At 55.1% G+C, this 21,955-nt stretch carries 26 protein-coding genes and 2 tRNA genes; 15 read left to right on the top strand and 13 right to left on the bottom strand.

The window, feature by feature from the left end; all coding sequences use genetic code 11:
* Positions 1-22 precede the first annotated feature (22 nt).
* A complete protein-coding gene (locus ACR0AZ_RS09480) occupies positions 23-2,308 on the top strand; it encodes a glycosyl hydrolase family 28-related protein (protein WP_480470818.1) in 2,286 nt (761 codons plus the stop codon).
* Positions 2,309-2,318: 10 nt separating this feature from the next.
* Here ACR0AZ_RS09480 and ACR0AZ_RS09485 read toward each other — a convergent pair whose 3' ends face one another.
* Complete coding sequence (locus tag ACR0AZ_RS09485; RefSeq protein ID WP_480667297.1) at positions 2,319-3,005, bottom strand: hypothetical protein; 687 nt, start codon at positions 3,003-3,005, stop codon at positions 2,319-2,321.
* Between the two features lie 130 nt (positions 3,006-3,135).
* On the opposite strand from ACR0AZ_RS09485, the gene ACR0AZ_RS09490 reads away from it, so the two are divergent.
* From ACR0AZ_RS09490 to ACR0AZ_RS09500, 3 genes are all read left to right on the top strand, one after another.
* Entirely contained in the window at positions 3,136-3,462 is a 327-nt protein-coding gene (locus tag ACR0AZ_RS09490) for an antibiotic biosynthesis monooxygenase family protein (protein WP_480470816.1), read from the top strand.
* 63 nt (positions 3,463-3,525) lie between these two features.
* The gene (locus ACR0AZ_RS09495; protein WP_480470815.1) at positions 3,526-3,933 is read left to right on the top strand and encodes a universal stress protein; all 408 of its coding nucleotides are present in this window, start codon (positions 3,526-3,528) and stop codon (positions 3,931-3,933) included.
* A gap of 69 nt (positions 3,934-4,002) precedes the next feature.
* Complete coding sequence (locus ACR0AZ_RS09500; protein WP_480667298.1) at positions 4,003-4,440, top strand: excalibur calcium-binding domain-containing protein; 438 nt, start codon at positions 4,003-4,005, stop codon at positions 4,438-4,440.
* 22 nt (positions 4,441-4,462) lie between these two features.
* Here the strand turns inward: ACR0AZ_RS09500 and ACR0AZ_RS09505 are convergent, their stop codons facing one another.
* Positions 4,463-4,891, bottom strand: coding sequence for a hypothetical protein (locus tag ACR0AZ_RS09505; protein ID WP_480667299.1), 429 nt, complete (start codon positions 4,889-4,891; stop codon positions 4,463-4,465).
* A gap of 50 nt (positions 4,892-4,941) precedes the next feature.
* Positions 4,942-5,082, bottom strand: coding sequence for a hypothetical protein (locus ACR0AZ_RS09510; protein WP_480470812.1), 141 nt, complete (start codon positions 5,080-5,082; stop codon positions 4,942-4,944).
* A 224-nt stretch (positions 5,083-5,306) separates the two neighbouring features.
* Here ACR0AZ_RS09510 and ACR0AZ_RS09515 point away from each other — a divergent pair, with 224 nt between their 5' ends.
* Positions 5,307-5,597, top strand: coding sequence for an antibiotic biosynthesis monooxygenase family protein (locus tag ACR0AZ_RS09515; protein WP_480470811.1), 291 nt, complete (start codon positions 5,307-5,309; stop codon positions 5,595-5,597).
* 121 nt (positions 5,598-5,718) lie between these two features.
* Here the strand turns inward: ACR0AZ_RS09515 and ACR0AZ_RS09520 are convergent, their stop codons facing one another.
* The 3 genes from ACR0AZ_RS09520 to ACR0AZ_RS09530 all read right to left on the bottom strand — a co-directional run bounded on the left by ACR0AZ_RS09520 (position 5,719) and on the right by ACR0AZ_RS09530 (position 9,352).
* The gene (locus ACR0AZ_RS09520) at positions 5,719-6,585 is read right to left on the bottom strand and encodes a hypothetical protein (protein ID WP_480470810.1); all 867 of its coding nucleotides are present in this window, start codon (positions 6,583-6,585) and stop codon (positions 5,719-5,721) included.
* Positions 6,586-6,617: 32 nt separating this feature from the next.
* Positions 6,618-8,804: an excinuclease ABC subunit UvrB gene (uvrB, locus tag ACR0AZ_RS09525; protein ID WP_480667300.1), complete on the bottom strand. Its 2,187-nt coding sequence runs from the start codon at positions 8,802-8,804 to the stop codon at positions 6,618-6,620.
* 77 nt (positions 8,805-8,881) lie between these two features.
* Positions 8,882-9,352, bottom strand: a complete 471-nt coding sequence (locus tag ACR0AZ_RS09530) for an SRPBCC family protein (RefSeq protein ID WP_480470808.1) — start codon at positions 9,350-9,352, stop codon at positions 8,882-8,884.
* 157 nt (positions 9,353-9,509) lie between these two features.
* Between ACR0AZ_RS09530 and ACR0AZ_RS09535 the strand changes: the two genes are divergently transcribed.
* From ACR0AZ_RS09535 to ACR0AZ_RS09565, 7 genes are all read left to right on the top strand, one after another.
* A complete protein-coding gene (locus tag ACR0AZ_RS09535) occupies positions 9,510-9,821 on the top strand; it encodes an ETC complex I subunit (protein ID WP_480470807.1) in 312 nt (103 codons plus the stop codon).
* Positions 9,822-10,298 (top strand): GNAT family N-acetyltransferase, encoded by a 477-nt coding sequence (locus ACR0AZ_RS09540; protein WP_480659379.1) that lies wholly within the window; start codon positions 9,822-9,824, stop codon positions 10,296-10,298.
* Positions 10,299-10,319: 21 nt separating this feature from the next.
* Positions 10,320-10,396, top strand: a tRNA-Arg gene (locus ACR0AZ_RS09545).
* 241 nt (positions 10,397-10,637) lie between these two features.
* The gene (locus ACR0AZ_RS09550; RefSeq protein ID WP_480470805.1) at positions 10,638-10,763 is read left to right on the top strand and encodes a hypothetical protein; all 126 of its coding nucleotides are present in this window, start codon (positions 10,638-10,640) and stop codon (positions 10,761-10,763) included.
* Positions 10,764-10,936: 173 nt separating this feature from the next.
* The gene (locus tag ACR0AZ_RS09555; RefSeq protein WP_480470804.1) at positions 10,937-11,176 is read left to right on the top strand and encodes a hypothetical protein; all 240 of its coding nucleotides are present in this window, start codon (positions 10,937-10,939) and stop codon (positions 11,174-11,176) included.
* 323 nt (positions 11,177-11,499) lie between these two features.
* Positions 11,500-12,063, top strand: a complete 564-nt coding sequence (locus ACR0AZ_RS09560; RefSeq protein ID WP_480667301.1) for a hypothetical protein — start codon at positions 11,500-11,502, stop codon at positions 12,061-12,063.
* Between the two features lie 15 nt (positions 12,064-12,078).
* The gene (locus tag ACR0AZ_RS09565) at positions 12,079-12,615 is read left to right on the top strand and encodes an FRG domain-containing protein (RefSeq protein WP_480667302.1); all 537 of its coding nucleotides are present in this window, start codon (positions 12,079-12,081) and stop codon (positions 12,613-12,615) included.
* Positions 12,616-12,834: 219 nt separating this feature from the next.
* Here the strand turns inward: ACR0AZ_RS09565 and ACR0AZ_RS09570 are convergent, their stop codons facing one another.
* The 6 genes from ACR0AZ_RS09570 to ACR0AZ_RS09595 form a co-directional block, all read right to left on the bottom strand.
* A complete protein-coding gene (locus tag ACR0AZ_RS09570) occupies positions 12,835-13,293 on the bottom strand; it encodes a hypothetical protein (protein WP_480667303.1) in 459 nt (152 codons plus the stop codon).
* Positions 13,294-13,415: 122 nt separating this feature from the next.
* Positions 13,416-14,120, bottom strand: a complete 705-nt coding sequence (locus ACR0AZ_RS09575; protein ID WP_480667304.1) for a hypothetical protein — start codon at positions 14,118-14,120, stop codon at positions 13,416-13,418.
* A 142-nt stretch (positions 14,121-14,262) separates the two neighbouring features.
* Complete coding sequence (locus ACR0AZ_RS09580) at positions 14,263-14,898, bottom strand: recombinase family protein (RefSeq protein WP_480667305.1); 636 nt, start codon at positions 14,896-14,898, stop codon at positions 14,263-14,265.
* Positions 14,899-15,040: 142 nt separating this feature from the next.
* Positions 15,041-15,688 (bottom strand): HNH endonuclease, encoded by a 648-nt coding sequence (locus ACR0AZ_RS09585; RefSeq protein WP_480667306.1) that lies wholly within the window; start codon positions 15,686-15,688, stop codon positions 15,041-15,043.
* A 703-nt stretch (positions 15,689-16,391) separates the two neighbouring features.
* Positions 16,392-17,981: a hypothetical protein gene (locus ACR0AZ_RS09590; protein WP_480667307.1), complete on the bottom strand. Its 1,590-nt coding sequence runs from the start codon at positions 17,979-17,981 to the stop codon at positions 16,392-16,394.
* 80 nt (positions 17,982-18,061) lie between these two features.
* Positions 18,062-18,137: transfer RNA gene (locus tag ACR0AZ_RS09595), tRNA-Val, on the bottom strand.
* A 355-nt stretch (positions 18,138-18,492) separates the two neighbouring features.
* On the opposite strand from ACR0AZ_RS09595, the gene modA reads away from it, so the two are divergent.
* From modA to modC, 3 genes are read left to right on the top strand one after another with little or no spacing between them, the layout of a single operon-like run.
* Complete coding sequence (modA, locus tag ACR0AZ_RS09600; RefSeq protein ID WP_480470803.1) at positions 18,493-19,245, top strand: molybdate ABC transporter substrate-binding protein; 753 nt, start codon at positions 18,493-18,495, stop codon at positions 19,243-19,245.
* Between the two features lie 4 nt (positions 19,246-19,249).
* The gene (modB, locus tag ACR0AZ_RS09605; protein ID WP_480667308.1) at positions 19,250-19,942 is read left to right on the top strand and encodes a molybdate ABC transporter permease subunit; all 693 of its coding nucleotides are present in this window, start codon (positions 19,250-19,252) and stop codon (positions 19,940-19,942) included.
* A complete protein-coding gene (modC, locus tag ACR0AZ_RS09610) occupies positions 19,939-21,036 on the top strand; it encodes a molybdenum ABC transporter ATP-binding protein (protein ID WP_480659391.1) in 1,098 nt (365 codons plus the stop codon). Before modB ends, modC begins: the two co-directional genes overlap by 4 nt.
* Here modC and ACR0AZ_RS09615 read toward each other — a convergent pair.
* A complete protein-coding gene (locus ACR0AZ_RS09615) occupies positions 21,033-21,953 on the bottom strand; it encodes a Hint domain-containing protein (RefSeq protein WP_480667309.1) in 921 nt (306 codons plus the stop codon). The genes modC and ACR0AZ_RS09615 overlap by 4 nt on opposite strands.
* Positions 21,954-21,955: the final 2 nt, after the last annotated feature.

The raw sequence follows: 21,955 nt of genomic DNA on the forward strand, positions 1-21,955 counted from the left end.
CGCGATTGGGAAAGGGATTTTCATGAACAAGGCTATCACCGACGGTATCGTGTTTATGCCGCCAGCATTCGCGGATGGTCTGGGAGTATGGTCCAGCGGCGACGGCACGCCTGGCGCGCCGACCTATGAGGGGTCGGGTACGGGTGTGTTTGTGCCAGCGGATGCGGATTTCGCAGGCTGTCTGGAGATCTACAAAACTGAGGCCACGCAGCAACTGCGCTATATGGGTCAGACGCAGCTGTTGCCGGGCTGCTATTTGCAGATCAAGGCACGGGTGAAGGCGATCAGTGGACCTCTGCCGGAAGTGCGGATAGCGGGTTGGGCCGGGGGTGCCGGGGATACGCATGTGAGCGGTTTGGTCGAGCAGGGCCCGGCGACACAATTGACCGGCTATGGCACGGTGCATGAGATCACGGCGATCGTGGGCGTTGGTCAGCGGCCGGGTGTAGACATGCCTTGGGGTCCTGCGGCGTTTTATGGTCATTTCGGGCTGAATGTCGACGGCACCAACGGAGCCGTGGTGCGGGTTGACGATCTTGAGATTGTCGACATTACGAGCGCGTTCCTGCGTGACATGATCGGCGTTGTCGATGTACGTGACTTTGGCGCTGTAGGTGATGGTTCCACCGATGACTCGGAGGCGTTCGAGGCGGCGGATCAGGCTGCGAACGGGCGCAAGATTTATGTGCCACAGGGAACGTTCCTGCTCGACGAGAATACCTCTATCGGCTCCGAGATCGAGTTCGACGGCACGGTGACGATGCCCGATGACAAGATGCTTCTGCTGACCAAGAACTACGATCTGCCCACCTATATCTCAGCCTTTGGGGATGAGATGCTGGCCTTCAAAAAAGCGTTTCAGGCATTGCTGAATAGTTCTGACCATGAATCGCTCGACCTGGGTGGGCGCAAGATAGCGGTGACCGAGCCCATTAACATGGCTGCCGCCGTACCCAACCGAACCGGCTACGCCACCCGTCGGGTGGTGCGCAACGGTCAGTTCGACGTCAAAAGCAGTGCAGCCTGGGATACCGAGAGTTTTGAGTCGGTCGCAACCTATGATCCGAGCGATTCCCGCAAACTCACCAATGTGGCCAATATCGCAAACATCCCTGTGGGTTCATTGGTCACCGGCAGTGGGGTGGGGCGCGAGATTTATGTGCGTTCCAAAGATGACAGCGCTGGTGAAATCACGTTGAACGAACCGATCTATGATGCAGCTGGGACGCAGAACTTTACCTTTACGGCATTCAAATATCTGTTGGACTTTAGCGGTTTCAGCGCATTGCAGAAGTTCAACATGGAAGGGATCGAGTTCCAGTGCAACGGTCGTTGCAGCGCGATCCGTCTGTCGCCTGGGGGTAACACCTTTGTGCTGAAGGATTGCTTTATCAGCCGTCCCAAGGATCGCGGCATTACCTCAATCGGGCAAGGCTGTCAGGGGATGTTGATCGACGGGTGTCAGTTCCTATCGACCGAAGAGAGTTTGGACGTGGCGGATCGCAGCTCAATCGCGCTGAACACCAATGCCAATGACGTCAAGCTGCGCCATAACCGGGCAACGCGGTTCCACCACTTTGCGGTTTTGGGCGGTGACAACAATCTGGTGCTGGGTAACCACTTTTTCCAGGGTGACAGCGTGCCCAACGGTATCCGCAACGCGGGGCTTGTGCTGATAGGAGGGTACAACAGCTCTTCGGTTGCCGAGAACTATGTCGACAACTGCTTCATCGAATGGACCAATGAACGGGATCCGAACCCTGATTACAGCACTGGTTATTCCTTCAGCGCGTTGAGCGTCACAGACAATATCTTCTATGCTAGCAATGTCGCGCCTTGGTTTAGCTACTTCGTGATCCGTCCTTATGGATCGGGGCATTTTCTGAATGGTCTGACGTTGACTGGCAACAAGTTCCGGGTCGCCAATGTGGATATTGACCGGGCAGAGCGCGTGGATACCAGTTTTGCCAACCTCAACCCAGAGCGGCATACAAATGTCAGCTTTGAAAACAACACGTTCCATGGGATCAGCACGCCTTGTTCCAACCCGCTACGCGTTCGTCACTCGCAAAGTTCGACCTCATCGGCCTGGACGGTCAGCTCGCAGGGGCGGTTGCCGTTTGGTGGTCGCGCGCGCGGGTGCGACGCGGTGGTGGCCGTCAGCTCGCTGAGATCGGTCTTTAACTCAGTGCGCTACACGGCACCGTATGTCGAGCTGAAGCAGGGATCGAGCCAAAACAATATCCGCCTACGTTGGTCTGAGGCATTAAGAGGCACAGTCTCGGCCATTCTGCGGATCGATACCTGACCGGAGGTGCTTAGTAGTTGAGCCATAATGCGAGTTTGAAACCTGTGTGTTCGCGAACTGAATTCCGTTCAACTCCAATGACCCAGCTGGCTATACCGGTTTTCGGACGATAAATCAGCGAGGGCCGGGCGCTCCAATACCAAGGGCGACCCGGCTCGTATGACGTTTCGATTTGCAACAGAGGGTCGAAGCGCCGCCCCGATGACAGACCTGCAGTGAAATCCAGCTTTCGGATCAAGGCCTCATGCGTACGGTATTCCAGCGCTGTGTCGACTGCGATCCATCCCGGACCCAACCCGGTTCGGATACCTTTGCCATACGACAATGTGGTTTTATACATCGCCCAGGCGCCGTCCTGCCGGTGATGCAACCCGGCGCCGAATTCGGCGGCTATGCGCCCGGCTGAACCGAAATCAGCGACAGGGATTCGGGCAAAGACCAGGGCGTGGCCGTAAAGATCCTGATGTTCTTCAGCGTCCAGCCCGATTGTCAGATTTCGCCTGAACCCCCATTCAGCATAGAACGCCCCCTTGTACTTGTAGGCATCATCGTTTTCCCGGAATGCAGTGACCGAGGTCGCGGCAAAGAGTGAATCTTTCTCGCGCAACCATGCCCCGGCGTTACCCGGGCCGCAAAGCACGAAGGATAGCAAGAATATGAGAACCAGACGGGCCATGCGCGCAGCATCCGCGGACATGGTTAACGGATCGTTAGTTTCCTGTTCATCCTTGGGAAAGAAATTCTCCAAATCCCGGTTTTGGCTCAGGAAATAGATGGCGTTTGTGAAAGCTGTGTTAGGCTGGACCTGACAAAGTAGGAGGAGCCACATGCCGCAGATTTCCAAAAACAACAGCTATCAGACGGTCATTACTACCTTTGAGATGACCCCCGGAACCTGTCAGGATCTTCTTGAGGCGCTGACGGATGCCTATGCCCATTTCATTTCGAAACAACCCGGTTTCATCTCTGCAGGGCTGCATGTGAACGATGCGCAGACGCGCATTGCCAATTATTCACAATGGGAGCGGCGCGAGGATTTCCTGTCGATGTTGCGCACACCAGAAATGCGCGAGCGCAATCGCCGGATCAATGAGCTGTGCAAAAGCTTTGAACCCGTCATGTATGACGTGGCCGAGACATTTGGCGAGACCTGACCTGGATCAAGGCAGCGATGCAGGTTTACAGCGACGATGGCGGCGCAATGACGGAGATGTGCCATGTATCACAATATTCTAGTACCGATTTCCTTTGATGCCGAACGAGATACCTCGGCACCTTTGAAGCTGGCGCAGATGCTGGCGACGCCCGAGGCCAACGTGACATTGCTGCATGTGGTCGAGCATATCCCGGATTATGCGATTTCTTACATGCCCGCCGAGTATCTTTCCGAGGCCCGTAAAGCCATCCAGACAGAGTTGGACACGTTGGCGGCAAAGGTGCCCAACGCGCAGGGGCTGGTCGTGGAAGGCCATTCCGGGCGCACGATTCTGGATTGGGCCGAGGTGAACAAGCCCGACCTGATCATTATGGCATCGCATCGCCCCGGAATGCAGGATCTGCTGTTGGGATCAACCGCGACTCATGTCGTGCGGCACGCGAAATGCGCCGTGCATGTGGTGCGTTAAGGGATAATTTTTCGACCTCGGGCCCACGCGGCCATGGCTTTGCCACATAGGCATCGTATCACGGCCTGCATGAGCCCTAAGCGACCAAAAGAACAGACGACGCCCGGCCCGCGCCTGACCAGACGGCAGCGCAGGGCTGAGGCTGTGCGCCGCAAGGCTCTGTCTCCGATCCGGATTCTGATGATGGTGCTGGCCTTGCCCCTGACCACGGGGATGATCGCAATCGGGGTCTATATTCGGGTGAGCGACTATGACCGTCCCGAAGCCGTTGTGCATCTGGTAGCCATGGCTGGATGTGATGTCGTGCAAAAGCTCGTCCCCGGTCCGTTTTATGAGGGCGGTCCGGGATATCACAAACGCAACGATCCCGATGGCGATGGCGTGGCCTGTGGGCCATCCGCATCCCGCGCGGTTTCAAGCTTTGCGCAACAAGCTCCGACGATCACACCAGAGGTCGAGGCCCCGAAAGAGCGCACCGTCGGGACCGCCAAGTTCCTGAAACCCTGATCTGCATTTTGCGGGGATGCGCTCAGGACAGCGGAGCCCTGGCGCAGTCGCGAAAGAGGCGCACCTGGGGTGCGGCGCCATCCAGTGCGAACTCGGTCAACCTGTCTGGTGTAAAGGCATAGGCGGTCTGATTGTATTCTAGCCCATCCAAAACATTGCCGAACCCGGTGTCCGTCACGGTAAGGGATGCAGCGTTTCCCGACAACACATGACGTTCCGTAGCGATTTCGATGGGGTTCGGGCCGTCAAACCGCATGGCAAACCATGGGGTCTGGGTCCAGCCTTCGGCCTTGTGAGTGATGGTCAGGGTATAGAGCGGCTGAGCCGGGTCGTAGGTCAGGAAAATCTGTGCCGTGCTCGTGTCATGCGACAGGGTGCAAATTTGTCCGACCGTTGCCTCCCATGCGGTGGCTGGCGTGGCTAGGATGAGTGATAGCAGAATGACGCGCATGGGCGATTATTTAGCTGCTGATGGACCTCAGGCAAGAGTGGCGACCTGCCTTATCTCAACAGATTGGTGTCGCGCGAAACGGCCTGATTGTTCACTGCGTCGCGCGCCAGATCCTCGGTCTGCCCCCCGCGTATCCCCTGCACGACACGTTTCGCAATACTCGTGTTGGGCACGGTGTTCGGGTATGTCATGGCAACCATTTGGAAATACGGTTTGTGATCTCAAACGTGGCGGAGGGGACGCTGGGCTGCAACCTTGAAGTGTCAGGGCCTGCGTTTGGGTAAGGTGCTAGGTTGAAAATAGCCTGATTCCTCAAGTATCAATGCGAGATTTCAAGTCGCTATGTTACGTTGCGCGCGGCGCGGCCGTCCCGGTCACGTCTTATGGCAATTTCGCCAGGCGAGGGAGAAAAGTGATGTTTGCACGTATTACCCAATACAAAATGAGGCCCGGCACGCGCGAGGCGGCGACGGCGAAAATGAATGAATTGAAATCCGAAATCATGGGCATGCCCGGCATGCACAGCTTTACCAATGTGATGAACGAGGACGGCTCGGGCTATGTGATCTCGGTGGTCGAGAGCGAGGCGACCTCGAACGCGAACGCGCCCAAAGTGGCCGAGCTATGGGGCCATTTCGCCGAATTCATGGAAGGCCCGCCGACGCCGGTTGGGTATGATGTGATTGCCCATTGGGATAAGGGGTAAGCGATGGGGCGGGGATTTCCCCGCCCGTTATTATTTTGGCGCGGCTTGTAAGATGGGGCTTTACCCCATCATGCGCTTTGGTCGCCTCGGAGTGAAGGATTGGAAACCCATCCTACGACCATCAACTCATCATTTGATCGTGCGCATTGCAGATCAGTTCGACAAGAAATTGATCATTCAACCCCTCATCGTCAGACTTCAGGCTGAATTTGTATGTTCCATACCTTTGATTATAGCCCAGATAATCACACATAGACTCTTCGATTGATGCCAATGTTTCAGCTTCTTGAGGCAGCCTAACTTCAAGGACCATTGTAGATTTTCTGGGGTGAAAGACACAGAAGTTTCGCGAGCGACCGTCGATTTTAGGTCCAATGTAGTGTTTGGCGAAGTTGAGTTCTGAGTTTGGGATCTGGGCTTCCATCAGTTGAAAAATTCGCTCTACAACACCGATTGAAGCTGAAGACGCACGTTCAATCCAATATGAGCGATCTGTTTCAACGAACTCTTCGAGCTCTTTGTCGCTGCCATAGTATTCTTGCCGTGTATCCAAGATTTTGGAGAACATGATACTTAAACCGAGATTGCTTTTTGTAGCCGAAAGCTTCAGAGCAATTATCGGCACTGAATTTCCTAACAACGTAATAACGTTAAAGAAGCGACCGGTGATTTCTTCTGCAATCAATACACAAACGTGATCGATTCCCTTGTAGCGCGAGCGCTGCAAGTCCCAATATTCTATTGCGCGAATAATGTGAGACGGGTCGGTTTTGCCAAGTTGAATTTCCACGCAAAAACGAGTCGGCTCACTGTCTTGAAGAAGAAGGTCTAGAAAGCCGCCACCAACCTGCGGCACTTCCGCTCCGATCAGATCCAATTCACCTAATCCGAGGCACCCGGGTGAAGATTTAATCAACTCTGCAATTTGTTTTTCGCTAACGCTTTTCTCGTTCTTGAGATTTATCTCTCTAAGTATTTCTAATTCCATACCTTTTTCCTATTTCGTGAGGATTCAATTCCTCACCGCTTCCGTCTCTTCACATTCCCACCCCGCTGCCCCGGCCTGCCAGCCGTTGACCGCCCGTGCGATTTCACTGCGTCTTCCGAGGCTTTTTCGACCGCCCATTGGCGCGCCATGGGGTCGTCGGCGACGGCCAGATCGACAGCTTCCAGACGTTTGATCTCATCCCGGATATTGGCGGCCTCTTCGAATTCCAGGTTCTCGGCGGCTTTGCGCATCTGGTCGCGCAGGCCGTCCAGATGGGCCTCCAAATTCGCGCCGTGCATCGGTTTGTCGATCGTAGCGGTGACGCGGTTCATGTCGACATCGCCTTCGTAGAGACCGGCCAGAACGTCCTCGACATTCTTTTTCACCGTCTCGGGGGTGATTCCGTGTTCTTCGTTATAGGCGAGCTGTTTGGCGCGGCGGCGGTTGGTCTCGCCCAGGGCGCGCTCCATCGAACCGGTTATCTTGTCGGCATACATGATCACTCGGCCATCGGCGTTGCGCGCGGCGCGGCCGATGGTTTGCACCAGCGAGGTCTCGGAGCGCAAAAAGCCCTCTTTATCGGCGTCCAGAATGGCGACCAGCCCGCATTCGGGAATGTCGAGCCCTTCGCGCAGCAGGTTGATGCCGACCAGCACGTCGAAGGCGCCCAGACGCAGGTCGCGCAGGATTTCGATGCGTTCCAGCGTGTCGATATCCGAGTGCATGTAGCGGACTTTTATTCCCTGTTCGTGCAGGTATTCAGTCAGGTCCTCGGCCATACGTTTGGTCAGCGTCGTGACCAGCGTGCGGAAGCCGTTGGCGGCGACCTTGCGCACCTCGTCCAGCAGGTCGTCCACTTGCATGGATACCGGGCGGATTTCGACTTCGGGGTCCAAGAGGCCCGTGGGGCGGATAACCTGTTCGGTGAAGACACCGCCGGTCTGTTCGATCTCCCACTTCGCCGGAGTGGCCGAGACAAAGACGGATTGCGGGCGCATGGCGTCCCATTCCTCGAACTTCAGGGGGCGGTTGTCCATGCACGACGGCAGGCGGAACCCGTGTTCGGCCAGCGTGAACTTGCGGCGATAGTCGCCCCGGTACATGCCGCCGATCTGCGGCACGCTGACGTGGGATTCGTCGGCAAAAACGATGGCGTTGTCGGGGATGAATTCGAACAGGGTCGGGGGTGGTTCGCCCGGTGCGCGACCGGTCAGATAGCGCGAGTAGTTCTCGATGCCGTTGCAGACGCCGGTGGCTTCGAGCATCTCCAGATCGAAGTTGGTGCGCTGTTCCAGACGTTGGGCTTCCAGCAGTTTGCCTTCGCCCACCAGTTGGTCCAGCCGGATGCGGAGTTCCTTTTTGATGCCGATGATGGCCTGCTGCATCGTTGGTTTCGGCGTCACGTAGTGGGAGTTCGCGTAGACACGCACATGCTCCATTGTGGCGGCGCGTTCGCCGGTCAGCGGATCGAATTCGGTGATCTGTTCCAGTTCTTCGCCGAAGAAGGAAAGCTTCCACGCGCGGTCCTCAAGGTGGGCGGGCCAGATTTCCAGACTATCCCCGCGCACCCGAAACGACCCGCGCTGAAATGCCTGATCGTTGCGGCGGTATTGCTGGGCGACCAGATCAGCCATCACCTGCCGCTGATCATATTCGTGACCCACCTTCAGGTCTTGTGTCATCGCGCCGTAGGTCTCGACCGAACCGATACCGTAGATGCACGAGACCGAAGCCACGATGATCACGTCATCACGTTCCAACAGCGCGCGGGTGGCCGAGTGGCGCATCCGGTCGATCTGTTCGTTGATCTGGGATTCTTTCTCGATATAGGTGTCCGAGCGCGGCACATAGGCCTCTGGCTGGTAATAGTCGTAGTAGGATACGAAATACTCGACCGAGTTCTCTGGGAAGAAGCCCTTGAATTCCCCGTACAGCTGCGCTGCCAGCGTCTTGTTTGGCGCCAGGATGATCGCAGGCCGCTGCGTTTCCTCGATCACCTTGGCCATGGTGAAGGTCTTGCCCGTCCCGGTCGCACCCAGCAGAACCTGATCTCGCTCACCATCATTCACTCCGCCTGCCAGCTCTTTGATCGCCGTGGGTTGGTCGCCTGCAGGATTGAACTCGGTATGCATGACGAACTGCTTGCCGCCTTCCAGCTTCAGGCGGGCGCGCACGTCCTCGGCAGTCAGTTGGGTTTTGTCGGAATGGGCGTATGGCATAGGCAAGCTCCGGGTCAGGCCCCTACATTTGTTCTTATTTTGTCCATCTGCAAGGTCAGATCTGGATTCATTTCCTGCTATGCGGTCCGGTGTTGAGCGTCAGGGTGCGTTTGAAGCTTCGCCGCCAAAGCGGACAGGTTCTCGGCCAGCACGCGGCCCATCATCATCTTCAACAGGGTTTGCCCCATCAACCAGCCGAGGGGGCCGTATTTCATGCGATAATCCATGCTCCAGATAACACGGCTGCGGGTGTCGGACAGCGGTGTGATGGCAATCGTTGCCTGCGCCTCGTGCAGAGGCATCGCCATCTGCGACAGCCGCACGGTGTAGCCTCGGTTGATCTGCCAATCCGTCACCTCTTCGACCAATGATGTGCCGTTCGCGAAGTGACACCGACGTTTCGATCCGACCCCATCCGATCCCTCGGTCAAAGCATCCACCGATGTCACCTGCGGAGCGAAGTCGTCGATATGCATGAAGCGGCTGAGGATAGCCCATATGTCCTCAGGTCGAGCGTTGATGTCGAGGTGGCGTTCGTGGTGAATCATCTAGCTGTCCTTTTCTCGGGTTCGTGCCGTAAATAGCTCCACCTGATGACAGTTCCTGACATCAATATTTCCATGACATCCGCGACAATTGTCATCTTGTCCCGGCGCGCGCTCTGACGCATAAACAGCTTCAGCCAAGTGAGTACGGAGAGGCGACATGCGCGCACGGATTTACCAGCCTTCGCGAAACGCGATGACCTCGGGGATGGCCAAGACCCGTAAGTGGGTTCTGGAGTATGCTCCTGCGTCGGCGCGTGAAGTTGATCCGCTGATGGGCTGGACCTCATCCAACGATACGCAAACTCAGGTGCGCCTTAAGTTTGATACCAGGGAAGAGGCGTTGGACTATGCCAAGGACAATGGCATCGAGGTGCAGGTCAGCGAGCCGCATAAACGCAAGCCGAACCTGCGCGCGCGTGGCTATGGGGAGAATTTCGCGACTGACCGGCGCACGCCCTGGACACACTAAGTGATCGAAATCCGCGAAGCCGACCCGACATCGGACGCCTTGCGCCCGCTGGTCGAGGCGCATTTCGCCCATAGCGAAACGGCTGGACCGGCCGAGAGCAACCATACCATGGATGCCGCGTCACTTGCTGGTCCGGGGATTCGTTTCTGGGCGCTGTATGAATCAGGCAAACCTTTGGGTTGCGGCGCGCTCAAGGCTTTGCCGGATGGCACGGCGGAGGTGAAATCGGTTCATATCCTGTCCTCCGCGCGAGGACGAGGGCTGGCACGCGTGATGATGATTCATCTGGCGGATCTGGCCCGTACCGAAGGCACTACGGCGCTGGTTCTGGAAACCGGCGCGGCCCATTTACCCGCCTATGACGCCGCGCGTCGGCTCTATGAAACATTGGGCTACGGCTATTGCGACCCGATCCATGGCTACGAGCCCGATCCGAACAGTGCTTTCATGCGCTTGGCCCTTGAACCCGGGTCGTAAAAACCGCAAGAAGGGCGCAGCGGTCCCTTAGCTCAACTGGATAGAGCAGCTGACTTCTAATCAGCAGGTTGAGGGTTCGAGTCCTTCAGGGATCGCCATCAAACTTGGATTTTGACCGTATATCTCCGTTGATGTGCATTCGGATTGGGCCGCGGAATTGCTGGCATCGACGATCAATCGGATCGACTGATGCAGGAAAGCTACAGGTCAAGCGTCGAACCAAATTCGAAACGGTCGTAAGACACGTGCCTAAGCGAATATGCGCCGTGCACGCGGCAACATTCCGCAACGTAAAGAAAGCCTCTCTTTTCGGCGCTCACGCATTGCCGTAAGCCAAGCATGCTGAATTTGGTGGGGGCCAAGATGAAACTCAGTGCGTTGGAAGTTGTCTGCATAATTCTGGCAAGCGTCGTGGCGTTTGCCGGGTTTATCGGTGCCGCAAGTGCCCTGATTTCGGCTGTCTGAAAACGGCCTGGATCGATAGCGGTAGAGCGCCGTCTACGACTGTTAAGGCCGATACTGCCGAACACCGAAGAATGATCCCCGGTGGTGCATCTCAAGCGCATTAACAAAAACTAATTTGGATTGAAGGCCGTCCGTAACCAACTCAGGAGATGAACGGACACGGAGGTTTCAGGATGTTCGACAGCAAATCTATCTTTGCTGCCGGTGGGTATGATGGCGATGACCAGATCAGCAGGATCGGCAAGCTCACCATGACATCAGCGGCCAATACTGCGGAGCTTGTTTTTGACACCCCTTGCGGGCGCGGTCAGGTGCGGATGTATATGCCAGCCGAATTAACGGCAGATGACCGTGCCGAAATGTTCGCACAGCTCGCTGAAATCGAGCGGGGTAAATCGGCCAGAAATAGCTGAAGCGTGAGCCTCTATCCGCGAACCCAGAGGCAATGCACCCAAAGTTTGATGGAATGGTGGGTGATGAGAGACTCGAACTCCCACTGCGTCACCTTAAGGTCCTTATTTTTATGGCGATTTGCAATCGCTACCTTGAGGTTGATGTACTCCATTGGTGTACTTGTGGTCAATGGATCGATGGCATGTGGCGATCTGTAACTCTTTCTTCCGAAGAACCTTAGTAGATGGAAAGCACAAAATCGGCGCTCCCACGAGTGTTCCATGGTTGTACTTCCTGCTTTCCTGACGGAATACTTTGGCCGTAACGAACCCGGAGACGTACAGTGAGTGAATTTGCAGGGCAGTGGATCGGTGGTTTTGATGGCGCTGAAGCAGGATTTGCTGTTCTGGATTTAGAGGAGCATGACGGGTGGTTGGAGGGTTCTCTACATGCCTTCGATGCCGATCCAGAGAACTTCAACGTCTTTTGCCCTGTGAATGCGATACCTGAAGGCAGTCAGCTTGATTTTGCTGTTCCCGCACATGCTGTCGAAAATGATGTGCCGTATCTGGTGGATCGCAGTCGGTTGGAAGGCGGCGATTTTCCCGAGAAGCTACAATGCAACCTTACGCTTAACGAAGGTCAGCTGACGGGAAGCTGGATCTCGGATAACAATAAGAGTGGGAGTGTCAATCTTGTCAAAGGTAATGCAAGTGAACCTTCGGGTTATAGCGGCGAAGCTGGAGTGACCAATTGGGTTGCCTTTCAGCAAGTAGTCGCGAATCTCGCCAAAGAACCTTATCGGTACATCTTTAGAGGGCAGTCCGAACCGTGGCGTTTGCAGACATCATTCCATCGGACAAAACGAAAAGACCTCGTCCGCTATTGGGATAACGATATTCCATGAATACGACACGCGAGTGTGGGTAAAACTCGGCATGTATTTGACTCGAACTCTGGCGAACACAACGCTGCGTTCCTTCACTTGCTACAGCATCACGGGTATCCGACACCTATGCTGGACTGGACGTACTCACCATATATTGCTGCGTATTTTGCATTTGCCTCAGCCAACCCTACTTTACAACCATTGAAACCTGTCCGTGTTTTCATGTTCGACAAGAAGCAGTGGATGGAGGACCACGTCCAAATTCTCCACATGACTCACTGTCCGCCACATTTCTCGTTATTGGAACCTTTGGCTTTGGGAAACGACCGGGCGCTTCCACAACAGTCGATTGCGGCGATAACGAATCTCGACGATATAGAGTGGTACATTCAGTACCGCGAAAGAGAGAATGACAAAAAGTACCTCAAGGTATTTGACCTGTCCGTAGAAGAGCGAGCTGCCGTGCTTCAACAGCTGGGTCTTATGGGGATTTCTCCGGGTTCGTTATTCCCCGGTATTGAAGGAGTCTGCAGAGAGTATCGGGATAGGCACTTTGGCTACGGCGATTGAAGAAAAGCCGCGTGAGTTTCACTACTCTCACGATTCGAAGCGGACGCAAAATATTGCTGGCATTCGTTCCAAAACGGCTTAACAGAAACAGGAAAAAAGTCCGGTTGAGAGTGAATATTCAGCTATCGAAGCACTTTGATGCTGACACTAAGTTTATTTTGTGAAGTTGGTCCAATCAGTTTTTGAGCTATTTCTTAGATGTACCAACAATCCAATCTGTCATCTCCCAATGGTCAGTGTTTCCATCCGTTCGGTTAATTGCTCGATCACTTTAAAAACCAAATCGTCATTAGTTTGTTTTCTCGTGAACACATACTCGCTCCAATCCAATGTCATCCATCCTTTGACTCCCCCTACATCAACGGCTTTCGAAATAGATGTACGCACTACTCCGAAGCAAAGATCATCTGCGCTGTCCTTTGCAGAACTGACATAAATTGAAAATACATTCACAGAGCCGGTATTGGTTTTGTATCCTATTTCCTCAAGCCTACTCGTAGCATACGCTTTGGCGGCGTCAGAGTTAGCCCAACATTCATCTTTAGAATTATCATTTATTTGCACTTCCATGGGGCTTAGAAGTGACGGTTCGCTCGGACTTACGTTTTGGGCGAGAGACTCCGTTTCTGTAAAGACCAGTGCTATCAAAGCGAACATTGACCTGCCAAGAAAACGCATCTTCGTCTCTCCTTTGTATTCGTATGTATTCAATTTTTTACAACCCGTTTAGGTATTTCCAGTTGTGTGTAAGCGACTTCAGTTGATGTTAGTCGGCTAATGTATTAAATTCACGGAACGGGCTATTCTTTGAGAGCAACCATCAAGCGGTTCCGGAGTAAAGAAAATTCCTCGACTTCCTCGACTTCGTTAACTTCTGCGCCACCATGTGCGCTTGATTTGGAGTGGTCGCTCTGGAAAAGAAAGTTTGCGACACTTCTGGAAAAGTTTGCGATTTGTTCGGCTTCTGTTAATTCCATTTCTGAAACAAGAGATAGGAATCTTTCTTTAAGACTGGCCGGAATGTCTTGATTGTTCTGTGAAGAGATGTAGATCAAGTCGGCCAATCCCAACATCTCGATGTTTCGCGATAATTTTCTGTCTCTATTTGTGGGGTGCGCAAAGCGGCGATCAACTGCATGCTTCATGACGAGAAACAAAAATGCGCTGAATAACGAACCAAAAAGAGCTATTGCTGCAATCCCCGCAATTTGAGCTACTGTAACATAATCTATCGAGGAATAGGTCTCTTCTACTACAACCCATGGTTCCTCAACCTCTTCGACAACAATGACGGGCTCAATCTCAGATACGTTGTTTACCCAAACACCTTGCTCCGTTGCATCTTGCGGCGTCGGCAAGATCGCCTCAGCCGACCGTACCTGCGGTGTAAGGTTTCGATCCACTAACGTTGGTGAATCGCTATGAGCAAATTGAGAACTTGCAATTAAGATTAGAACCGGCCCCAGCAGCCAAACCATAATCCTTCGTCTATTCTTCAATCCCATCGTCAAATCGCCTGCTTCAAATTAGTCACTAAGCAGCCTCACACAAATCAGGAATTGAAGCCAACATTTTTGTCCTGGTGAGGGTCCTGTCGGGCCCACCGTCTGACTGTCAAAAAGAACAAATAAGAAGACGAACACAAGTTCACAGATCCCATTTAGCTAAAGAAGTCTCCGCTGCCGCTGGGTCTTTCCTAATACGAAGGATTGTCTGCCGGGTTAGTGAAGTTACCTTGGCGATCTCCGAGGCACCCGCACCTTTTGACAGCATGTTAAGGACGTCTGTTAGCGTCTCTCTGTCGTAGCTGGGTTTCTTGCCACGGTATTTGTTTTCGTTCTGTCGCGCGGCCTCTATGCCTGCCTTCTGGACTTCCTTTGTGACTTCAGCCTGAGCTTGAGCCGTGGCTGCCATAAAGGCTATCAGTGCGTCTCTCACGGCTTCCTGCATTGGGTCCGTTGTTGCCCCGTCGAAGGTGAGGTTATTGATCACCGTCCGCACCACGACACCCTGCCGCATGAAGTGCCTGATTGTATCAGTTACATCTTGGTAATTACGGCCCAAGCGATCCACCCAGCGGACCACAAGTGTATCCCCATGGCGCAGCTTGTCGTACAGCCGCTTACCCTCAGGTCTTTCCTGCAGCGCTGTGCTGACACCTGATACACCGTGGTCGGATACCACCTCGTCGAGTTCAAACCCAGCAGCCTCAGCTTGCGCCTGCTGATTGCTGAGCGTCTGGTCAGCAGTTGAAACTCGTGCGTACAGGATGGTCTTGCTCATGTCGTCCTCGTGTCCGTTAAGGTGATGTACGTTGATAGAGGTGTACGATTAGGAAAATCAACCCTTACGGACAGCTTTGTTCGCAATAACGGAGATGTACACAGAGGCATACCCCTGCGGACACAAGCTAACTGTCGTCCTGCTATTTGGAGGACGAGACGATATCTTCGTTGTGGTAGCTTATGCTTGCGTCAGATACGCAATGGCCGACTGCGTTATTCAGAAGCGACTTCGAAAGAGTGGTACACCCAAAATCGAGCATGGCATGATGGTTTGGGCAGACCACAACTATATTTTCAGGAGTGTCAGGCCCATTATGTGGAGCGCCCAAGGGGATGATGTGGTGCGCTTCAACGTACTTCTTGCCATTGGGAAGCTCAATGAACCCCCCACACATCTGGCACTCGTTGTTGTGAAGCGCCTTCACCTTCTTCGTCATGTCCGTATCACGGATGATGCGGTTGGTCGTAACTTCGGAGCGTTCGGTTTCTCCAGTCGTATCAGGTAACTCAATGTCGTGAGCAAACGGAGTTTCCGATATGAGCGATCTAAGACCCCAAACACCCATACCTATCCCGTGAACGCTGTAGAATAGGTCTCTATCGCCTTGCCAATTCGAGGAGTCCGAAGAGTTGTATTCAAGCTCCTTCCGGACAACTGCTTTAAGGGATTTGGGGGTGGTGTCGTTGTTGCTCTCGCGAATTGCGCGGACTTCTTCATACAAACGATCAAGGCTGGTGCTGCCGCCTAAGTTCTGTAACGCAAGCTCAACTGAATCTCGCCAGTTCATTTCAATGTCCTTGTGAAAAAAACAAGTTACCGCAATGTCCTACGCAGAACACAGTGTACGCTGCAGTGTCAACGACGAGTCGGAAGTGGCAACGTCAGAGCGCCGTAGCGCCTCAGTAGGGTGCGGATGTACATTGGCCAGTCGGTCGCCGACAACGTCGCTGTGTGAGGCGCTCACGGGCGCTGTGAGGAAAGGAATATCCCTCCGCCACATTCGTTACACTGGCTCCTGTATCTGAAACGGCAAAGGGGGGAGATGACCCAAACAGGGGTATAGTCAGAGGCGCTCTGATTTTTGTGGCTCAATAATCTCCGCGCGTTGAGTGGCTGACGTTGGTTTGGTCCAATTTATTCAAGCTATTCTGTGTTCACAGGACCAACTGTAAACAAAAAAGCCCCCCAACGAATTGTCGCTGGAGGGCTGTAAGCTGGGTGCATTGACCCATGCAAAGGGATTGAGCATCCCTGATAGGCTGAAGCTATAGAGATATGACTATAGGAATATACCGGGGGGAGGATGTAGCAACAGGAAGCTACATACAAAGGCTTAGCATAGCTATAGTATAGCCGGGGCATTTTACAATGGTGGAACTTAATTATAAAGCTATGTTATTAAAGGAGTTTTTTGCTTCTGAATTTCCAGCTCACGGCTTGCCCAAACACTGCGTCAGTGCAAGCAAAAGCGATAGTTTCGGCGCTCCGGATCAATCTACTTTATACGGTTTTATCATCCGCATCTGAGCAGCCAAACCGGGCAGCATCGCATCACTTTTTCCATATGCCTCAGCGGAAGACCCACGTGATCGACCTGTTATGTACAGCTTAGCGGCGTCGGTCATGTGCGCTATCAAGGCCATGTCTTCGAACAAGTGCCGCCAGCCGTGGTTCGGTGCCAATTCGCGTCGTGTCAAACCGAGGTCATTTCTGACCCAATCGCGGATGTTCCCTTGCGATCTATTGGGGAACAAGCGTCTGATCCCGCGCTTGCGTCCTTCGTCAACAAACCCAATCAACCCTTCGTCCATTAGTGCAGGGTGTACCGGAACACGTCTGATGCTGTATCCGCCTTTGATCAGCTTGTCATCTTCTGAGGTGAGCCTGTAGAACCAGTCATCGCCGACGCAGAAAAAATCATCCGGCCCAAGCTGTGCCACCTCTCCGATACGCGCCCCCGAATATGCACACATCCAAGGCAACCAACGGCGCTCTGGTCTGCTCTCGTTACGCGCGGCTTTCAGGATGCTTCTTGCCTCGTCCAAGCGGATGGTACGCGCTGCGCTGTCTGTCGCCTCTGCTTTCGGTGGCTTAACCACGTCCAACGGATTCTTGTCCGGAAACACTTCGCCCAGCCCTTGTTCTCGCGCCCATTCGATAACTGTTTTCACGTTCTTGAAGCGGTCGCGGACAGTTTTGATTTTGAGTTTTCCGGCATCAAGCATGTCATTCAGCCATTGGTCCGCTTGCTTGGCGTCGATAGACAGAACGTCATCATCGCCTCGGGTTGCATCGAACTCGGCGACAGCTTGCCTGTATTTCTTTTCTGACCGTTCACGTAACGGCGCTCCACCTCGCCCAGAAGCCCGCCGTTGTACCTCTTTGTCGATAACTTCTGCAAAGGTCAGTCGGGCGCGGCTTACAGTTTCTGTTGGAGCAGTGATCTCGAAAGATGGGTATTTGTTTGTATCGCCGCTGTCGGAGTAATCACCGAGCGACTTAGCTTCGTTGATTTTCGCCGCTTCATTCATCGAAGTGTATAGATGCCCGATCAGCTTGATCCGCGATGCTGCTGTGACCCGCAACTGATGGCGTCTGAGAATAGCATCAGCAAGACCGCCAAACCTCTGTTCCATCTGCTCGAGTTCTTTGGAGGGGTTATCGACCTGTAGCTCGTTGGTCCGCCCCGTACGTGCCAGTTCGTTCAGCTTCAGTACGTCCTCCCACATCTCACTGTCGCCGGGATTCCCATCCAGTATTCGAACGAAATCGGCTCTGACTTCGCCTGCTAAGGCCAAGGCTTGTTTGTGATTGAGCGCTATTGGACCCTGTCTCAAGCTCTCCCAGTGGGCTTCTATGCCAGCTAAGGCGGCAGGGAACCTCTGCCGTGCTACCTTCAGGTCTGACGTTCCGAGAGGTATTTTCGCGTGTGTCCCGACCTTGCGATTTATGATCTGTCCATTGATCGTCGCAGTCACGTACGTTCCCTTGGCCTCGTCCTTGAGATCGGCAGGGACGGCGACTCGGCAGTAATACGAGCCTTTGATCAGAGTTGGATTTGGCATTACGAAACGACCCATGATGTACTCCCGCGATGTACTCCACACGGCAGCGTCATGTCCTTATTTTAAAGGACGCCAGTAAAACAAGGGCTGTTTGATGGTGGGTGATGAGAGACTCGAACTCCCGACATCTTCGGTGTAAACGAAGCGCTCTACCAACTGAGCTAATCACCCGTGAGGGCTGATGTAGCCAAGGCTGCGCTTGGGTGCAAGAGGGTCTGGTAGAAATTCTTCACGATATCTTACGGCAGGCAGAAGATCAGGTTTTCTTACCTTCATCGTCGAGGACGCCTCAGGCAGCGGTTGGGACCATTCGGACTCTCCAAACCTTAGCGGATACATCTATGGGTTTGCTCAAAATGGGCGAAGTGTGTTGGCGCTTGGTAACGGAAATACTCATCCCTGTTCGGATGGAAATACACACCTGTTCGTGCAGCAATCTTAGGTCCATAGGCAAAGGGCCTTGCCTGCCCCATGTTGCCTCCGATATGCCCAGAGGGATTGCAACCCTCTGAACCGGAGGAACAGGATGCGCCGTCTGTTTGCGGCTTTGGCCATTTGCGCAACGCTTGCGGCCCCGGTTCGCGCCGAGGGCACGTTGGTGTTTGCTGCGGCGAGCCTCAAAACTGCGCTGGACGCCATTGCTTTGGGGTTTGAGGCTGAGACAGGGCAAGAGGTGACGATCTCTTATGCGGCCTCTTCGGTGCTGGCGCGGCAAATTCAGGCAGGGGCGCGGGCGGATATGTTCATCTCGGCCAACACGGACTGGATGGATGTGCTGCAGGAAGACGGCTTGATCGAAAACGCTTCGCGCGTGGATTTGCTGAACAACGGGTTGGTTCTGATAGGGGCCCCCGATGTTGACGCCGCCGCAATCGAGGTGGGTTTCGATTTGATCGCGCAGCTGGATGGCGGGTATTTGGCAATGGCGTTGGTTGATGCAGTGCCTGCGGGCATCTACGGCAAAGCCGCGCTTGAGCGGCTGGATTTGTGGAATGACGTTCAGCACCAGGTCGCCCAGACGGATAATGTACGCGCCGCGCTGGCGCTGGTGGCGGCAGGGGCTGCGCCGTTGGGCATAGTCTATCGTTCTGACGCAAAGGCCGAGGAACGGGTCGGCGTGGTCGGGGCTATCCCGGCAGAGTACCATCCCGCAATCGTCTATCCGGCGGCCCTGACCGTTTCGGCAATCCCTGAGGCACACGCGTTTCTGACCTATCTACAAAGTGATGCGGCGCAGGCAGAATTTCTGAGGCAGGGGTTCTCCCTGCCCGAAGGGTGACGGAATGGGCTGGCTGGGTCCGGCGGAGATGGAGGCGTTGCGCCTGTCGTTGCGTGTCTCGTTCTGGGCGACACTGATCACGCTGCCTTTTGGGATCTTCGTAGCCTATGCGCTGGCGCGCTGGCGTTTCCCGGGGCGGCAAGTGCTGAATGGTTTGGTGCATCTGCCTTTGATCCTGCCGCCGGTCGTAACCGGATATCTGTTGCTGTTGACCTTTGGTATTCAGGGGCCGTTGGGCAAACCGCTGTCCGAGATTGGCATTGTCTTTGCTTTCCGCTGGACCGGGGCAGCGCTGGCCGCCGGGATAATGGCCTTTCCACTGATGGTGCGTGCGATCCGTCTGTCGATTGAGGCGGTGGACCCGAAACTCGAACAGGCCGGAGCCACGCTCGGGGCCTCGCGACTGATGGTTTTCGGTACTGTGACGCTGCCGATGATCTTGCCCGGTGTCATTGCGGGCGCGATTCTGGCGTTTGCCAAAGCGATGGGAGAGTTCGGGGCTACGATCACCTTTGTCTCCAATATCCCCGGTCAGACGCAGACGCTGCCGTCGGCCGTCTATGCGTTCTTGCAGGTGCCGGGGGGCGAGGCGGCGGCGACGCGGTTGGTCATCATCTCAATCATCATCGCAATGGGTGCACTTCTGCTGTCGGAATATGTTGGCCGTCGTGTGGCCCAACGGGTGGCCGGATCATGAGGTTGTCCGTCCGTCTGAAACATCAACTACCGGGGATCTCACTGGACCTGGAATTCGACGCGCCTGCTGGCGTTACGGTCCTGTTTGGTCGGTCAGGTTCGGGCAAGACCACGGTCGTGAACGCGGTGGCTGGATTGCTGCGCCCCGAAGCGGGGCGTGTTGCGGTGGATGATTGGGTGTTGTTTGATACGGATCGTGACGTCTGGTTGCCGCCACATCGGCGGCGTCTGGGTTATATCTTTCAGGAAGGCCGCCTGTTTCCGCATCTGACCGTGCGCCAGAACCTGAGCTATGGCCGCTGGTTCGCCCCACGTGGGGCACAGCGCGAAAACCCGGATCGCGTGATTGAGATGTTGGGCATTGGCCATCTGCTGAACCGCCGCCCCGCGATGCTGTCGGGGGGCGAGAAACAGCGCGTTGCCATTGGGCGGGCGCTGCTTGCCAGTCCGCGCCTGATCCTGGCCGATGAGCCGTTGGCGGCATTGGATGAGGCACGCAAGGCTGAAATCCTGCCCTATTTTGAAAGGCTGAGGGACGAGGTCTCGGTCCCGATCCTTTATGTGACCCATTCAGCGGCCGAGGTTGCGCGGCTGGCGACATCTGTGGTGGCGCTACAGGATGGGCGTGCTGTGCGCCATGGTCCGGCGTCCGAGGTTTTGGCCGATCCGTCGGTTGCCCCTGCCGGGGTCCGAGCGGTGGGCGCGGTGTTACAGGTCCGCGTTGCGGCGCATCACGACGATGGCCTCTCCGAATTGGATGCGGGCGGTGCGCGCCTGTTCCTGCCCCGCATCTCTCATAAGATCGGAGAGGAATTGCGTATCCGTATTCCTGCGCAGGAAGTGATATTGTCAAACAAACCGCCCGAGGGGCTGTCGGCACTGAACATACTGTCCGGCCAGATCGAAGCGATCCGCGCGGGCGAGGGGCCGGGGGCCATCGTATCGGTGAACACTCCCGCCGGGGTGGTTCTGGCGCGGGTGACCCGACGCTCTGTCGCGGCTCTGGGCCTGCAAGTTGGTAGCGTGTGCCATGCAGTGATCAAAACTGTCGCGCTGGCACCGCAGGATGTTGGCGGTCGGGTGGAGCTGCGTTAACTCAACGCCCGAACCTCATGCTCTCGCAGTATACGTCGAGCGGCACGCCCGAACCCTTGGGCACCGGCGTCGCCCGGGAAGATCTCCGATAGCTCTTGCAGCGCCTCAGACGACAGGGTGTGAAGGCTTTCCTCACCCAGATACAGGCTTTCGGCATAAGCGCCTTCGGCGACAAGAATTTCGTGCCGGTCCAGAAGGATGTGCAGATACTCGACGGGCGTGCCGCTGGTATCGATCTCGATACCGGGCCACGCGCACAAGTGTTTGGCCGCGATCAAGACCTCGGGCGTCCCGAACAACAATTCAACCTTAGGTCCGCGAAGCAGAATGCGATGCTGCTGCGATACCAACAGGTCCCGCGTCGGGGTGCCGGGGCCAAGACTTCCCGCAGCCACGCGCACGGGCCGCATGGCCGGGTTAGCACGCAGCCGCTCAGGTGTCAGAGCGCTGCTTTCGATCCAGCGTATCGGCTGCAATCCGTGATCAAGCGTGGTGACTTCATCATCCACGCGCAAGGTTTCGATGGCACGTGCGCCTTTTGCGGTCTCGATCAGGGTTCCGGAGGTGAAGCAGACACCCTCGATCGTGATGTCAACGATCTGGGTTTGTGTGCCGGTGAAGGTAAAGAGCCCGTTGTCGAAGGTCGCCGTCACCGTGACCTCGAATGAATCTGGCACGATGTCACCATCATCAAGACTGTCGAAGAAGGTGGGATCGACGGTGTAGGTCCACTCACCAGTGTCTGGATCGATTGAAGCGGTGCCAAAATCCGGTGGGTCAGAGATCGCCCAACTGGCCTCGGTGAAGGTGCCGAAATCCGACGTTGCTGTTACGTCGAGATCGCCAGAAGCCACGTTGGGAGGAAAGCCGGTTACGTCGCCAGTGATGGTGCCGCTGATCGTTACGTTCGATGTCATGG

It is taken from the genome of Ruegeria sp. BE3, assembly GCF_056538865.1.